The sequence below is a fragment of the Mycobacterium sp. 852002-51971_SCH5477799-a genome, from assembly GCF_001667145.1.
GTDB lineage: Bacteria > Actinomycetota > Actinomycetes > Mycobacteriales > Mycobacteriaceae > Mycobacterium.
This window is the reverse complement of the sequence record NZ_LZIF01000118.1, coordinates 60162-75387: the sequence shown is the minus strand read 5'-3', so window position 1 is coordinate 75387 and position 15226 is coordinate 60162. Positions and strand designations below refer to the sequence as shown.

At 67.0% G+C, this 15226-nt stretch carries 13 protein-coding genes; 6 read left to right on the top strand and 7 right to left on the bottom strand.

All coding sequences use genetic code 11. The annotated features are described in order from the left end of the window. Positions 1-121: 121 nt before the first annotated feature. The 6 genes from gap (at position 122) to A5753_RS21025 (ending at position 7153) form a co-directional block, all read left to right on the top strand. Positions 122-1141 carry a type I glyceraldehyde-3-phosphate dehydrogenase gene (gap, locus tag A5753_RS21050; protein ID WP_067132840.1) on the top strand — a complete coding sequence of 340 codons (1020 nt, stop codon included), beginning with the start codon at positions 122-124 and terminating at the stop codon, positions 1139-1141. Positions 1142-1144: 3 nt separating this feature from the next. Then, positions 1145-2380: a phosphoglycerate kinase gene (gene pgk / locus A5753_RS21045; RefSeq protein WP_067132837.1), complete on the top strand. Its 1236-nt coding sequence runs from the start codon at positions 1145-1147 to the stop codon at positions 2378-2380. Further along, complete coding sequence (gene tpiA / locus A5753_RS21040) at positions 2377-3162, top strand: triose-phosphate isomerase (protein WP_067132834.1); 786 nt, start codon at positions 2377-2379, stop codon at positions 3160-3162. Before pgk ends, tpiA begins: the two co-directional genes overlap by 4 nt. Before the next feature lie 30 nt (positions 3163-3192). Continuing rightward, positions 3193-3426 carry a preprotein translocase subunit SecG gene (gene secG, locus A5753_RS21035; protein ID WP_067132831.1) on the top strand — a complete coding sequence of 78 codons (234 nt, stop codon included), beginning with the start codon at positions 3193-3195 and terminating at the stop codon, positions 3424-3426. Between the two features lie 52 nt (positions 3427-3478). Continuing rightward, a complete protein-coding gene (ppc, locus tag A5753_RS21030; protein WP_067132824.1) occupies positions 3479-6286 on the top strand; it encodes a phosphoenolpyruvate carboxylase in 2808 nt (935 codons plus the stop codon). Between the two features lie 75 nt (positions 6287-6361). Beyond that, on the top strand, positions 6362-7153 hold the full coding sequence (locus A5753_RS21025; protein ID WP_067132821.1) for a DUF4239 domain-containing protein: 792 nt from the start codon (positions 6362-6364) through the stop codon (positions 7151-7153). A 31-nt stretch (positions 7154-7184) separates the two neighbouring features. Here the strand turns inward: A5753_RS21025 and A5753_RS21020 are convergent, their stop codons facing one another. The 7 genes from A5753_RS21020 to tkt form a co-directional block, all read right to left on the bottom strand. Next, positions 7185-8114 (bottom strand): histone deacetylase family protein, encoded by a 930-nt coding sequence (locus tag A5753_RS21020; RefSeq protein ID WP_067132818.1) that lies wholly within the window; start codon positions 8112-8114, stop codon positions 7185-7187. A gap of 18 nt (positions 8115-8132) precedes the next feature. Next, positions 8133-8531 (bottom strand): ATPase, encoded by a 399-nt coding sequence (locus tag A5753_RS21015; RefSeq protein ID WP_067133153.1) that lies wholly within the window; start codon positions 8529-8531, stop codon positions 8133-8135. Positions 8532-8594: 63 nt separating this feature from the next. Next, on the bottom strand, positions 8595-9350 hold the full coding sequence (gene pgl, locus A5753_RS21010) for a 6-phosphogluconolactonase (RefSeq protein ID WP_067132815.1): 756 nt from the start codon (positions 9348-9350) through the stop codon (positions 8595-8597). Continuing rightward, positions 9347-10258 (bottom strand): glucose-6-phosphate dehydrogenase assembly protein OpcA, encoded by a 912-nt coding sequence (opcA, locus tag A5753_RS21005; RefSeq protein WP_067133150.1) that lies wholly within the window; start codon positions 10256-10258, stop codon positions 9347-9349. Before opcA ends, pgl begins: the two co-directional genes overlap by 4 nt. Then, positions 10258-11802: a glucose-6-phosphate dehydrogenase gene (gene zwf / locus A5753_RS21000; RefSeq protein WP_067132812.1), complete on the bottom strand. Its 1545-nt coding sequence runs from the start codon at positions 11800-11802 to the stop codon at positions 10258-10260. Before zwf ends, opcA begins: the two co-directional genes overlap by 1 nt. Next, entirely contained in the window at positions 11799-12920 is a 1122-nt protein-coding gene (tal, locus tag A5753_RS20995; protein WP_067132809.1) for a transaldolase, read from the bottom strand. Before tal ends, zwf begins: the two co-directional genes overlap by 4 nt. 16 nt (positions 12921-12936) lie before the next feature. Further along, positions 12937-15036, bottom strand: a complete 2100-nt coding sequence (gene tkt, locus A5753_RS20990) for a transketolase (protein WP_067132806.1) — start codon at positions 15034-15036, stop codon at positions 12937-12939. Positions 15037-15226: the final 190 nt, after the last annotated feature.

The following is a 15226-nucleotide window of genomic DNA, read 5'->3' as shown; positions in this document are numbered from 1 at the left end:
GACCGCGTGTGGTCGGCGTCACGGGTGATGTACCAGCCCGGCAACGGAGTGCATCACTGATCTAGGCTGGCGACGAGCGCAGATCAGCGGACGCAGGAAAGAAAGACGACAGGAGAGACAAGTGACGGTCCGAGTAGGTATCAACGGCTTCGGTCGCATCGGGCGGAACTTCTACCGGGCCTTATTGGCTCAACAGGAGCAAGGCACCGCTGACATCGAGGTGGTCGCGGTCAACGACCTCACCGACAACGCCAGCCTGGCGCACCTGCTGAAATTCGACTCCATCCTGGGCCGCCTGCCCCACGACGTCAGCCTCGAGGGTGACGACACGATCGTCGTCGGCAGCAAGAAGATCAAGGCGCTCGAGGTCAAGGAAGGCCCGGCGGCGCTGCCCTGGGGCGACCTGGGCGTCGACGTCGTCGTGGAGTCCACCGGCATCTTCACCAACGCCGCGAAGGCCAAGGGCCACCTGGACGCGGGCGCCAAGAAGGTGATCATCTCCGCGCCCGCCACCGACGAGGACATCACCATCGTGCTGGGCGTCAACGACGACAAGTACGACGGCAGCCAGAACATCATCTCCAACGCCTCGTGCACCACGAACTGCCTCGGTCCGATCGCCAAGGTCCTCAACGACGAGTTCGGCATCGTCAAGGGTCTGATGACCACCATCCACGCCTACACCCAGGACCAGAACCTGCAGGACGGGCCGCACAAGGACCTGCGCCGGGCGCGTGCCGCCGCGCTGAACATCGTGCCGACCTCTACTGGCGCCGCCAAGGCCATCGGCCTGGTGCTGCCGGAGCTGAAGGGCAAGCTGGACGGGTACGCGCTGCGGGTGCCGATCCCGACCGGGTCGGTCACCGACCTCACCGCCGAGTTGCGCAAGTCCGCCACCGCCGACGAGATCAACGCCGCGATGAAGGCCGCCGCCGAGGGGCCCATGAAGGGCATCCTGAAGTACTACGACGCGCCGATCGTGTCCAGCGACATCGTCACCGACCCGCACAGCTCGATCTTCGACTCCGGCCTGACCAAGGTGATCGAGGATCAGGCAAAGGTGGTGTCCTGGTACGACAACGAATGGGGCTACTCCAACCGCCTCGTCGACCTGGTCGACCTGGTCGGCAAGTCGCTGTAAACCGTGGCCGTCCACGATCTGAAAAACCTGCTCGCCGAAGGGGTTTCCGGGCGCGGCGTGCTGGTGCGCTCCGATCTGAACGTGCCGCTCGATGACGGCAAGATCACCGACGCCGGCCGCATCACCGCCTCGGTGCCGACGCTGAAGGCGCTGGTCGAGGCGGGCGCGAAGGTGGTGGTCACCGCGCATCTGGGGCGGCCCAAGGACGGAGCCGACCCGAAGCTGTCGCTGGCGCCAGTCGCCGCGGCGCTCGGTGAGCAGCTCGGCCGGCACGTGCAGTTGGCCGGCGACGTCGTGGGCACCGACGCGCTGGCGCGCGCCGAGGGGCTGACCGACGGCGACGTCCTGCTGCTGGAAAACGTCCGCTTCGACGCCCGGGAAACCAGCAAGGACGATGGCGAACGGCTGGCGCTGGCCAAACAGCTGGCCGAATTGGTCGGGCCGACAGGGGCTTTCGTCTCCGATGGCTTCGGTGTGGTGCACCGCAAGCAGGCCTCCGTGTACGACATAGCCACCCTGCTGCCGCACTACGCCGGCACCCTGGTGGCCCAGGAGATCCGGGTGCTCGAGCAGCTGACCAGTTCGACGGAGCGGCCCTACGCGGTGGTGCTCGGCGGATCGAAGGTCTCCGACAAGCTCGGCGTCATCGAGTCGCTGGCCACCAAGGCCGACAGCATCGTCATCGGCGGCGGCATGTGCTTCACTTTCCTTGCCGCGCAAGGATTTCCGCTAGGCAAGTCGCTGCTGGAAGAAGATATGGTGGAAACCTGCCGGAACCTTCTGGACACCTACGTCGACGTGCTGCGCCTGCCGAGGGATATCGTGGTGGCCGAGAAGTTCGCGGCTGACTCACCGCCGCAAACCGTGTCGGCCGACGCCATCCCGGACGACATGATCGGCCTGGACATCGGGCCGGACTCGGTAAAACGGTTCACGGCGCTGTTGCGCAACGCCAGGACCTTGTTCTGGAACGGCCCGATGGGCGTGTTCGAGTTTCCCGCGTTCGCCGCGGGCACGAAGGGTGTCGCCGAGGCCATCGCGGGGGCGACCCGCAAGGGCGCGTTCAGCGTGGTCGGCGGTGGCGACTCCGCGGCCGCGGTGCGCGCCCTGCGCATCCCGGAGGGCGACTTCTCGCACATCTCCACCGGAGGTGGCGCGTCGCTGGAATACCTTGAGGGCAAGACGTTGCCGGGTATCGAGGTGTTGAGCCGGCCCCAGCCAAGCGAAGGAGACGCGTGAGCCGCAAACCGCTGATCGCCGGCAACTGGAAGATGAACCTCAACCACTTCGAGGCCATCGCGCTGGTGCAAAAGATCGCCTTCGCGCTGCCCGACAAGTATTACGACAAGGTCGACGCCACGGTCCTGCCGCCGTTCACGGATCTGCGCAGCGTGCAGACCCTGGTCGACGGCGACAAGCTGCGGTTGACCTACGGCGGGCAGGACCTGTCCCAGCACGACTCGGGCGCCTACACCGGCGACGTCAGCGGCGCCTTCCTGGCCAAGCTGGGTTGCACTTTCGTCGTCGTCGGGCACTCCGAGCGCCGGACCTACCACCACGAGGACGACGCGGTGGTGGCCGCTAAAACTGCCGCGGCGCTCAAGCACGAATTGACCCCGATCGTGTGCATCGGCGAGCACCTCGAGGTCCGCGAGGCGGGAAATCACGTCGGCCATTGCGAGGAGCAGCTGCGTGGCTCGCTGGACGGGCTGTCCGCCGAACAGATCGGCAAGGTCGTCATCGCCTATGAACCGGTGTGGGCCATCGGCACCGGGCGGGTGGCCAGCGCGGGTGACGCCCAGGAGGTGTGCGCGGCGATCCGTAAGGAACTGGGCGCGCTGGCGTCACCGCAGATCGCCGACGGCGTGCGGGTGCTCTACGGCGGATCGGTGAACGCCAAGAACATCGGCGAGCTGATCGCCCGCGAAGACATCGACGGCGGTTTGGTCGGGGGCGCGTCACTGGACGGCGAGCAGTTCGCCACGCTGGCGGCGATCGCCGCCGGTGGGCCGCTGCCCTGAGAACGACTCCGTCCCGGTAGGCTGGCCGCCATGCAGTTGGCTTTGCAGATCACCCTGGTCGTCACCAGCATCCTGGTGGTGCTGCTGGTGCTGCTGCACCGCGCCAAGGGCGGCGGCCTGTCCACACTGTTCGGTGGCGGCGTGCAGTCCAGCCTGTCCGGCTCCACGGTGGTGGAGAAGAACCTGGACCGCCTGACGTATTTCATCACCGCCATCTGGCTGGTGTGCATCATCGGCATAGCGCTGATGATCAAGTACCGCTGACGCTTGAATCGTTGCCGGGCGGCCGCTGACATTCCCATCGATACTGGGTCCCATGGTTGAGGCATCCGAGGGCACGCTGGAACCTATTGGTGCCGTACAGCGCACCACGGTGGGTCGTGAGGCGACGGAGCCGATGCGGGCCGACATCCGGTTGCTGGGCGCCATTTTGGGCGACACGGTGCGCGAGCAGGGCGGAAACGAGGTGTTCGAGCTCGTCGAGCGCGCCCGAGTGGAATCGTTTCGGGTGCGGCGCTCCGAGATCGACCGGGCCGAGCTGGCGCGGATGTTCGACGGCATCGACATTCACCAGGCCATCCCCGTCATCCGGGCGTTCAGCCACTTCGCGTTGCTCGCCAACGTCGCCGAGGACATCCACCGAGAGCGCCGCCGGGCGATCCACGTCGCCGCCGGCGAGGCACCGCAGGACAGCAGCCTGGCCGCGACCTACGCCAAACTCGACCGGGCGCAATTGGATTCGACCACCGTCGGCGACGCACTGAAGGGCGCGGTGGTGGCCCCGGTGATCACGGCACACCCCACCGAAACCCGCCGGCGCACCGTCTTCGTCACCCAGCACCGCATCACCGAACTGATGCGGCTGCGGGCCGAGGGGCACCAGGAGACCGACGAGGGCCGCAACATCGAACTCGAGCTGCGCCGCCAGGTCCTGACGCTGTGGCAGACCGCACTGATCCGGTTGTCCCGGCTGCAGATCACCGACGAGATCGAGGTGGGGCTGCGCTACTACGCCGCCGCGTTCTTCAGGGTGGTCCCGCAGGTCAACGCCCAGGTGCGCGACGCGCTGCGGGCCCGCTGGCCGGACGCCGACCTGCTGAAGCAGCCGATCGTGCAGCCGGGATCCTGGATCGGCGGTGACCGCGACGGCAACCCGAACGTGACGGCCGACGTGGTGCGCCAGGCCACCGGCAACGCCGCGTTCACCGCGCTGGCGCACTACCTGGCCGAGCTGACCGCCCTGGAACAGGAGCTGTCGATGTCGGCGCGACTGGTGGCAGTCACCCCCGAATTGAGCGAGCTGGCGCAGGGTTGTGGCGAGAAAGCCCGCGCCGACGAGCCCTACCGCCGCGCGGTGCGGGTGATCCGCGCCCGGCTCACCGCGACGAGCGCCGAAATCCTGGACCGGCGACCGCAGCACGAGCTGGACCTGGACTCGGCGCCGTATGCCACGCCGGCCGAACTGCAGGCCGACCTGGACACCATCGATGCGTCGCTGCGCGCGCACGGCAGCGCCCTGCTGGCCGATGATCGCCTGGCGCTGCTGCGAGAAGGCGTGCGAGTCTTCGGATTTCATCTGTGCGGCCTGGACATGCGGCAAAACTCCGACGTGCACGAGGAAGTGGTCGCCGAGCTGCTGGCCTGGGCGGGGGTGCATCCGGATTACGGTTCGCTGTCCGAAGACGAGCGGGTCGAGCTGTTGGCCGCCGAGTTGAGTGTGCGGCGTCCGCTGGTCGGCGACCGCGCGGGACTGTCCGAGCTGGCCGACAAAGAGCTGGGCGTGGTCCGCGCGGCCGCGCACGCCATCGAGCGCTACGGGCCCTCCGCCGTGCCGAACTACGTGATCTCCATGTGCCGATCGGTCTCCGACGTCCTGGAGGCCGCCATCCTGCTCAAGGAGGCGGGCCTGATCGACACGTCCGGGGACGCGCCGTACTGCCCGGTGGGTATCTCGCCGCTGTTCGAGACCATCGACGATCTGCGCAACGGCGCGACGATTCTGCACGCGATGCTCGAACTCCCGATCTATCGCGCTCTGGTGGCCGCGCGCGACGACAGCCAGGAAGTGATGCTGGGCTATTCCGACTCCAACAAGGACGGCGGGTATCTGGCCTCCAGCTGGGCGGTGTACCGAGCCGAGCTGGCCCTGGTGGAGGTGGCCCGCAAGACCGGAATCCGGTTGCGCCTCTTCCACGGTCGCGGCGGCACCGTCGGCCGCGGTGGCGGGCCGAGCTACGAAGCCATCCTGGCGCAACCCCCCGGGGCGGTGAACGGTTCGCTGCGGCTCACCGAACAGGGCGAGGTGATCGCCGCGAAGTACGCCGAACCGCAAGCGGCGCAACGCAATCTGGAGAGCCTGCTGGCCGCCACGCTGGAATCCACGCTGCTGGACGTGGAGGGGTTGGGCGATGCCGCGGAACCGGCGTACGCGTTGCTCGACGAGGTGGCCGAGCTGGCGCAGCGCGCCTATGCCGAATTGGTGCACGAGACACCGGGTTTCGTCGACTACTTCATGGCCTGCACGCCGGTCAGCGAGATCGGGTCGCTGAACATCGGCAGCCGCCCCACCTCGCGCAAACCCACCGAGTCGATCTCGGATCTGCGCGCCATCCCATGGGTGCTGGCGTGGAGCCAGTCGCGCGTCATGCTGCCCGGCTGGTACGGCACCGGGTCGGCGTTCGAGCAGTGGATCGCGGCGGGCCCGGAAAGCGAAAGCGAGCGGGTGGACATCCTGCACGACTTGTACCAGCGCTGGCCGTTTTTCCGCAGCGTGCTGTCGAACCTGGCGCAGGTGCTGGCCAAGAGCGACCTCGGCCTGGCGGCGCGCTACGCCGAACTGGTGGACGACGAGGAACTGCGGCATCGCGTCTTCGACAAGATCGCCGACGAGCACCGGCGCACCATCGCCATGCACAAGCTCATCACCGGCCAGGACAACCTGCTCGCCGACAACCCGGCGCTGGCACGTTCGGTGTTCAACCGCTTCCCGTACCTCGAGCCGCTCAATCACCTGCAGGTGGAGCTGCTTCGCCGTTACCGTTCCGGCGATGACGACGAGCTCGTGCAGCGCGGCATTTTGCTGACGATGAACGGGCTGGCCAGCGCGCTGCGAAACAGCGGCTGATTGCTGGCGATTCGGTCACCGGGCCGGGCCGCTCGCGAATACCCTGGATCGACGCGACGCCGACCAAGGAGACCAGTGAGCGGATCCGGACTACCCCTGTGGCTACTTCTGGTTTCCGTTGTCGCCGTCGCGATTGCGATCGCGGTGGGCTCGATCTGGCTGGGTAATCGCGTCCTGCCGATGCATGGGCACGGGGAAGCGCAGAATCCGCCGATCGCCTCCTTCCTCACCGTCGTCGGATTCATCTACGGCGCTCTGCTGGGCTTCACCGTGGTGGCCACCTGGGAGCACTTCTCCTCGACGCAGGTTGTGGTGTCCGGCGAGGCGTCCGCGCTGACGACGATGTATCGGCAAACCGTCGCGATGCCCGAACCCGAGCGCACCGAAGTGCAGGAGCTGTTGCGCAAGTACGCAGGCGCGGTAGCCGGACCGGAATGGAACAAACAGCACAACGATGGCGCGCGCGCCGCGATCACCCGGATGTATCGCACCGTCGGCCGCCAGCAACCCAACGTCGCGGCCAAGCCGATCAATCAGCAATTTCTCAACCAGCTGAGTGAGCTGGCGTCCGACCGTAACGAGCGGATCGTGGGCACCAAGCCCCGGATACCCGCCCTGATGTGGGCGGGACTCATCTTCGGTGCGGTTGTGCTGGTTGCGTTTACGGGTTTCCTGCGGATGGGCAGCGCCGTCGGTCACGTCATCGTGTCCAGCACGGTCGCGGTTCTGCTGGGTCTGCTGCTGTGCGTCGTGTTCCAGCTCGACCACTCGTATGCGACCGATCAACGCATTACGTCCGGGCCGTTCACGCACGCCTTGGACATCTTCGATTCGGTCGACAACGACAGCCGCTATTTCCCGCGCTGAGCATCGATGTGGCGAATCGTGGCGGGTCGGCTCAGCCCTTCACCAACTCGCCGACGTGCGCGGTGACCGAATCGGTGAGGCCTTGCAGGTCATAGCCGCCTTCGAGCACCGCCACCAACCGGCCGTCGCACAGTGTTTCGGCCGACATCATCAATTCCCTTGTGACCCAGGCGAAGTCGTCTGCCGTCATGGTCAGTGAGCCCAGTGGGTCACGTTCGTGGGCGTCGAAACCGGCGGACACGATGATCAGCTCGGGAGAAAAAGCCTGCAGCGCAGGCACGATTCGATCCTGAAACGCCGCACGCAAGTCGGCGCCACCATCACCGGGGGCCAGCGGCGAATTGAAGATGTTGCCCACGCCGGTTTCCCGCACCGCACCGGTCCCGGGGAACAGCGGCATCTGATGCGTGGACGCGTAGAGCACACTCGGGTCGGAGTAGAAGATCTGCTGAGTGCCGTTGCCGTGATGGACGTCGAAGTCGACGATCGCGACCCGTGTCAGCCCGTGCTTGCGCCGCGCATGACGCGCGCCGATGCTGATGTTGTTGAACAGGCAGAAGCCCATGGCGCGCTCGGTCTCGGCGTGATGGCCCGGCGGGCGGCTCGCGACGAACGCGTTCTGCGCGTCGCCGGCCAGCACCCGGTCCACGGCCTGCAGCGTGGCGCCCACCCCGCGCAGCGCCGTCTCCCAGGACGAGGGCTCCATCATGGTGTCGCCGCCGTCGAGGTAGACGTATCCGTCGGCGGGTCGCGCGGCTTCCAATGCGTCCACGTAACGATTGGAGTGCACGTAGCGCGTCGTCGCGAGGTCGGCCGGCTCGGCCTCCTCGCGGATCAGGGCGTCGAACTGCGGCCGGCTCAGCGCCGCCTCCACCGCCCGGTAGCGGTCCGGCCGTTCCGGATGGCCGGGAGCGGTCCGATGGGCGGCGAAGGCGGCGTGGTGCAGCAGCAGCGTGACCATCGAAAGTCCTTCTCGCCGCTACTGCACGCTCCGGTTGCGCAGCCTGTCCACGAAGCCGCGTACCGCGTGCTCGGTGATCGCCAGCGGGGAAATCATGGTCTCGCCCACCCGCACCATGTCGTCGACCCGCGCGACGATGGCCTCCACCGGTTCGACCAGCGCGATCAACCGCTTGGCCAGGTCATCGAGGCTGGACATGGTGCCATCCAGGTGGTCCAGGCCAGTTTCCAGGCGTTCCACCGTGGCGTTCAGGCTGGACAGCGAACTGCTGAGCTCCTTCATGGTGGTGCTCAACCCGTCGAGGACGTCCTCGACCTGCTCCACCGTTTTGTCGGCGTTCAACGCGGCCTGGGTGAGCGTTTTGATCCGGCTTCGCTCTTGCCCCCCGCGCACGGTTCTGTCTGCCATGTCCGTCATTATGACCCGACCCGGGCCGCTGCCCGCGGGCATCCGCGACATTGGAAGCGCGAGTGCGCTCGGTCAGGCGCGCCCTGAAGACCGCGACGGCAGCCTGGCCGCGGCGTCTTCGTCGAGCAGCCACAGCGTGGTGTCCTGCCCGACCGCCCCGGCCGCCGGCACGGAGACGGGTGCGGCGCCACCGATCGCCGCGGCCACCGCGTCGGCCTTGCCGCCGCCGGAGACCATCAGCCAGACTTCGCGGGAATGGGCAACGGCGGGCAGTGTCAAGGTGATTCGTTGCGGGGGCGGTTTGGGGGAGTCGTCGACCGACACCACCATGCGGGTGGTTTCGAGCACGGCCGGGGTGTCGGGGAACAGCGAGTTGATGTGGCCCTCGGGGCCCATCCCCAGCAGGTGCACGTCGAAATTCGGAACCGCTTCGCCGGGCGCGGCGTTGGCCGCCAGCAGCTGTTCGTAGGCCAGCGCCGCCGCGGCGAGATCATTGCCGAATTCCCCATCGCTGGCCGGCATCGGATGCACCTGGCTGGACGGGATGTCGACGTGGGAGAGCAACGCGGCCCGTGCCTGCTTGTCGTTGCGCTCGTCGTCATCCTCGGGGACGTAGCGTTCGTCGCCCCAGAACAGATGCACGGACGCCCAGTCGATCTCTCGTCCCACCAACGACTGCAGCAGCCCGATGCCGTTGCCGCCGCCGGTCAGCACGATGAGCGCTCGGCCCCGCGCCGCCACGGCGCTGGCGATGGTATCGGTCAGTCGCGCGGCGGCGGCTTCGACCATGGTTTGGCTGTCCGGAAAAATCTCGATGCTGGTGCTCACACGTACTGCACTTTCTCAATGCCGTCAAGCGCTGATTGATATATCTCGTCGGGATCCAGTCGGCGCAGGTCTTCGGCGAGGCACTCACCGGTTTCCCTGCGCGCCAGAGGAAGTAGGGCGTCCGGTCGGGCCGTCCGGCTCAACGTGGCCGTCCTTCCTTCCTGCGGCCGGCTCAAGACGATGGTCTCGCTCTTGCGCACCAGTTCGATCTTGAGCTCGCCGACGGCCCGGCGCACCGGGCCGTCGATGCGGCTGGCCAGCCACCCCGCCAGGACGTCGAGGGCGGGCTCGGTTGCCAGGCCCGACACCAGCGCCGACTCGATCGGTTCGTGCGGCGTCAGGTCCACGGCCGAGGTGAGCAGCGCGCGCCAATAGGTGATGCGCGCCCAGGCGAGGTCGGTGTCGCCCGCGGTATATCCGGGCAGTCGGCTCTTGATGGCCGACAAGGGGTCGACCCCGTTGGTCGCGTCGGTGATGCGTCGAATGGCCAACCGGCCCAACGGATCTTGCGCCGGCACTGCCGGCGCGACGTCGGGCCACCAGACCACCACCGGGATGTCGGGCAGCAGGAAGGGAGTCACCACGCTGGCGGCATGGCCGGACAGCGGCCCGGACAGCCGAAGCACCACGACTTCGCTGGCCCCGGTGTCACCGCCGGCGCGCAACTGCGCATCCAGGCGTGGTTTGTCCGCATACGGATTGCCCCTCATCGTCACGATGATGCGGCTGGGGTGCTCATGGCTGGCGTTGTTCGCGGCTTTCAGCGACTCGTCGAAGATCTCGTCGCTGTCCGGAGCGATGATCAAGGTCAGCACCCGGCCCATCGCGACGGCGCCGACCTTTTCACGCAGTTCGTCGAGTCTCTTGTTGACCGCCGTGGTGGTGGTGTCTTCCATATCGATGATCATCAGGGCCGCCGCCATTCCCGGCCGGTGCGGCGCAGCATCTCAAAGGCGGAGTCCGGACCCCACGTGCCCGACTCGTAGGGTTCGGGTTTGCCACTGGCCGCCCAGTTGTTGAGGACGGGATCGAGTATGTCCCAAGCCAATTCGACCTCCTCGTTGACCGGGAACAGGGACGGCTCGCCCAGCAGCACGTCAAGGATCAGCTGCTCGTAGGCTTCCGGCGATTCCTCGGCGAACGCCGAGCCGTAGGAGAAGTCCATGTTGACGTCGCGGACTTCCATCGCGGTGCCCGGCACCTTGGACCCGAACCGCAGCGTGACGCCTTCGTCCGGCTGCACGCGGATCACCATGGCGTTGGTGCCCAGCTCGTCGGTCATGGTCGCATCGAACGGCAGATGCGGTGCACGCTTGAAGATCAGCGCGATCTCGGTCACCCTGCGGCCCAGGCGTTTTCCGGTGCGCAGGTAGAAGGGAACACCGGCCCAGCGGCGGGTGTCCACTTCGAGCGTGATGGCCGCGAACGTTTCGGTGGTCGAGTCTTTGGCGAACCCCTCCTCGTCGAGCAGACCGACGACCTTCTCGCCGCCCTGCCAGCCCGCGGCGTACTGGCCGCGGCTGGTGGTCTCGTCGAGGGGCTCGGCCAGGTGGGTGGCCGAGAGCACCTTGATCTTCTCGGCTTGCAGCGCCGACGGGCTGAAGCTGACCGGCTCCTCCATCGCGGTGAGCGCCAGCAGCTGCATCAGATGGTTCTGGATCACGTCGCGGGCGGCCCCGATGCCGTCGTAGTAGCCGGCCCGGCCGCCCAGACCAATGTCCTCGGCCATGGTGATCTGCACGTGGTCGACGTAATGCGCGTTCCAGATCGGGTCGAACAACTGATTGGCGAACCGCAGCGCCAGGATGTTGCGGACGGTCTCCTTGCCCAGGTAGTGGTCGATCCGGAACACCGACTCCTCGGGGAAGACCGCGTTGACGGACTTGTTCAGCGCCTGCGCGCTTTCCAGGTCGTGACCGAACGGCTTCTCGATGACGACCCGGCTCCACCGCTCACCCTGCGGGCGCGCCAAACCCGACTTGTGCAACTGCTCGCACACCACCGGGAAGGACTTGGGCGGGATGGCCAGATAGAAGGCGTGATTGCCGCCGGTGCCGCGCTCGGCGTCCAGCTTGTCCAAGGTCTCGGCCAGCCGGCCGAACGCCTCGTCGTCGTCGAAAGCGCCCGGCACGAAACGGAATCCCTCGGCCAGCCGATCCCAGTTCTCCTGCCGGAAGGGAGTGCGGCAGTGTTCCTTGACGGCCTCGTGCACCACCTTGCCGAAGTCCTGGGTGCTCCAATCGCGGCGGGCGAAGCCCACCAGGGAGAAGCTGGGCGGCAGCAGGCCGCGATTGGCCAGGTCGTAGATAGCCGGCATGACCTTCTTGCGGGCCAGGTCGCCGGTCACGCCGAAAATAACGATCCCGCACGGCCCCGCGATGCGCGGAAGCCGCTTGTCTCGCTTGTCCCGTAAGGGGTTATGCCATTGTTGCGCGGTGCGGGCCGGGCTCATTTGGAGGTGGAATCCAGCTGCTTCTGCGTTTCCTCCAACAGCTCGGTCCAGGAATCCACGAACTTCTCCACGCCCTCGTTCTCCAGCACCTTGAATACGTCGGTGAGGTCGATGCCGAGGCCCGAAAGCTTGTCGAACACCTCCTGCGCGCCGTCGGCGGTGCCGGTGACCGTGTCACCTTTGATCTCGCCGTGGTCGGCGACCGCGTCAATCGTCTTCTCCGGCATGGTATTCACCGTGTTCGGCGCTACCAGCTCGGTGACGTAGAGGGTGTCGGAGTAGTCGGGATTCTTAACGCCCGTGGACGCCCACAGCGGACGCTGAACCCGGGCCCCGTCGGCCTTGAGCGCCTCGAAGCGATCGCCGCCCTCGAACACCTCTTGGTAGGCCGCATAGGCCAGGCGGGCGTTGGCCACACCGGCCTGTCCAGCCAGCGCCTTCGCGTCATCCGAGCCGATCTTCTCGAGCCGCTTGTCCACCTCGGAATCCACGCGAGATACGAAGAACGAGGCCACCGAATGGATCTTGGACAGGTCGTGGCCGGCCTCGCGGGCCTTCTCCAGGCCTTCCAAGTAGGCGTCCATCACCTGGCGGTGGCGTTCGACGGAGAAGATGAGCGTGACGTTGACCGAAATCCCTTCCGCCAGAACGGCGGTGATGGCCGGGATGCCGGCCTTGGTGGCCGGGATCTTGATGAACAGGTTCGGGCGGTCGACGATCTTCCACAGCTCGACGGCCTGCGCGGTGGTCTTGTCGGTCTCGGCCGCCAGCCGCGGGTCGACCTCGATGGACACCCGGCCGTCCACCCCGTCCGACGCCTCCCACTCACGCTTGAGGACGTCGCACCCATTGCGCACGTCGTCGGTGGTGACCGTGCGGATGGTCGCCTCGACGTCGGCGCCGCGCTCGGCGAGCTCGGCGATCTGGTCCTTGTAGGAATCGCCCTCCGCCAACGCTTTCTGGAAGATCGACGGGTTGGTGGTCACGCCGACGACGCTCTTGGTGTCGATCAGCTCTTGCAGGTTGCCCGACTGCAGCCGCTGACGCGACAGGTCGTCAAGCCAGACGGATACGCCGGCGGCGGACAGCGCCGCCAGATTCGGGTTCTGAGCGGTCATGTGAATTACCCTTTCCTCAATTGTCCACTACTTCTTCCGCGGCGGCCGCGACGGCTTCGGCCGTGAAGCCGAACTCACGGAATATGGTTTCGTAGTCGGCGGATTCGCCGTAGTGCTCGATCGAGACGATCTTGCCCGTGTCGCCGACCAGCTTGTGCCAGCTCTGCGCGACGCCGGCCTCGACGGCGACCCTGGCCGACACGGTCGGCGGCAGCACGCTGTCGCGGTAGTCGTCGGGCTGGGATTCGAACCATTCGACGCACGGCATGGAAACCACCCGTGCCACGATGTCCTTGTCCGCCAACAACTTCTGTGCCCCGACCGCGAGCTGGACCTCCGAGCCGGTGGCGATCAGCACCACGTCGGGATCTTGGCCGGCTTCCTCGCCGTCCGAGCCCAGGATGTAGCCGCCCCGCGCGACGCCGTCGGCGCTGGTGCCCTCGAGGACCGGCACATTCTGGCGGGTCAGCATCAGGCCGACGGGGCCGCTGCCGTTGCCGCGGGCCAGGACGGTCCGCCAGGCATAGGCCGTCTCGTTCGCGTCGGCCGGGCGCACCACCGACAGATTCGGGATGGCCCGAAGCGCCGCGAGGTGCTCGATCGGCTGGTGCGTCGGGCCGTCCTCGCCGAGACCGACGGAGTCGTGGGTCCAGACGTAGATGGTGTCGATGTCCATCAGCGAGGCCAACCGCACCGCCGGCCGCATGTAGTCGGAGAACTGCAGGAACGTGCCACCGTAAGCGCGGGTCGGGCCGTGCAGCACGATGCCGGACAGGATGGCGCCCATCGCGTGCTCGCGAACGCCGAAGTGCAACGTGCGACCGTACCAGTGCGCCGTGTAGTCCTTGGTCGAAATAGACGGCGGCCCAAAGGAATCGGCGCCCTTGATGGTGGTGTTGTTGCTGCCCGCCAGGTCGGCTGAACCGCCCCACAGCTCCGGCAGTTTCGGCCCGACCGCGTTGAGTACCTCGTTGGAGGCCTTGCGGGTGGCGATCGGGTCGGAGCCGGGGTCCCAGTGCGGCAGGTCGTCGTCCCAGCCGTCGGGCAACTCCTCGGCGGTCAGCCGGTCCAGCAACGCCTTGCGCTCGGGTTGGCCCTCCGCCCAGGCGTCGAAATCCGCCTGCCATTTTTCGTGCGCTTCCTTGCCGCGGTCCACCAGCTTGCGAGTGTGGGCGATCACCTCGTCGCGAACCTCGAACTTCTTGTCCGGGTCGAAGCCGAGGATCTCCTTGACGGCGGCCACTTCCTCGTCGCCCAGGGCGGCGCCGTGCGCCTTGCCGGTGTTCATCAGCTTGGGTGCGGGATAGCCGATGATGGTGCGCAGCGAGATGAACGACGGCCGGTCGGTGGCCGCCTTGGCGTTGGCGATGGCTTCCTCGATCGCGACGACGTTCTCGCCGCCCTCGACCTCCTGCACGTGCCAGCCGTACGCCCGATACCGCGCGGCGGTGTCCTCACACAGCGCGATGTTGGTGTCGTCCTCGATCGAAATCTCGTTGTGGTCGTAGAAGACGATGAGGTTGCCCAGCTGCTGGACGGCCGCCAGCGACGAGGCCTCCGAGGTGACGCCCTCTTCGATGTCGCCGTCGGAGGCGATCGCGTAGATGAAGTGGTCGAACGGGCTGGTGCCCGGGGCGGCGTCGGGATCGAACAGCCCGCGCTCGTAGCGCGCGGCCATTGCCATGCCCACCGCCGAGGCGAGGCCCTGCCCGAGCGGACCGGTGGTGATCTCAACGCCCTTGGTGTGCCGGAACTCCGGGTGCCCCGGGGTCTTGGATCCCCAGGTGCGCAGCGACTCGATGTCGGACAGCTCCAGGCCGAAACCACCCAGATACAGCTGCAGGTACAGCGTCAGGCTACTGTGCCCGCAGGACAATACAAAGCGGTCGCGGCCCAGCCAGTGGGTGTCGCTGGGATCGTGGCGCATGGCGCGCTGGAACAAGGTGTAGGCCAGGGGCGCCAGGCTCATCGCAGTCCCGGGATGGCCATTGCCGACCTTTTGCACCGCATCGGCGGCCAGCACCCGAATGGTGTCGACGGCGGCCGAGTCGAGCTCGGTCCAGTCGTCGGGAAGGTGCGGTTGGGTCAGCGTGGAGATCTCTTCGAGTGTCGTCACAGACTCTGTCCTTGGGTCATCGAGCTGATCAATCCCACCCTAGTGCGGGAGGGCCGGCTCTTGCAGCGGCAGGATTCGGGTACCCACGGCCGGCAGATGTGAAAATTACGCGGCCGTGGAAAACGTTTAACATTCAGTTCGGAAATCTGGGAAAAATCTGCGGAATGGACCCGCGGGCGGGCCATCGCCA

Bases quoted from the DNA above. Each gene is read 5' to 3' on its own strand.
- secG (WP_067132831.1), top strand. From the start codon at position 3,193: ATGCAGTTGGCTTTGCAGATCACCCTGGTCGTCACCAGCATCCTGGTG.
- ppc (WP_067132824.1), top strand. From the start codon at position 3,479: ATGGTTGAGGCATCCGAGGGCACGCTGGAACCTATTGGTGCCGTACAG.
- A5753_RS21020 (WP_067132818.1), bottom strand. From the start codon at position 8,114: ATGGTCACGCTGCTGCTGCACCACGCCGCCTTCGCCGCCCATCGGACC.
- A5753_RS21015 (WP_067133153.1), bottom strand. From the start codon at position 8,531: ATGACGGACATGGCAGACAGAACCGTGCGCGGGGGGCAAGAGCGAAGC.
- opcA (WP_067133150.1), bottom strand. From the start codon at position 10,258: ATGATCATCGATATGGAAGACACCACCACCACGGCGGTCAACAAGAGA.
- zwf (WP_067132812.1), bottom strand. From the start codon at position 11,802: ATGAGCCCGGCCCGCACCGCGCAACAATGGCATAACCCCTTACGGGAC.
- tal (WP_067132809.1), bottom strand. From the start codon at position 12,920: ATGACCGCTCAGAACCCGAATCTGGCGGCGCTGTCCGCCGCCGGCGTA.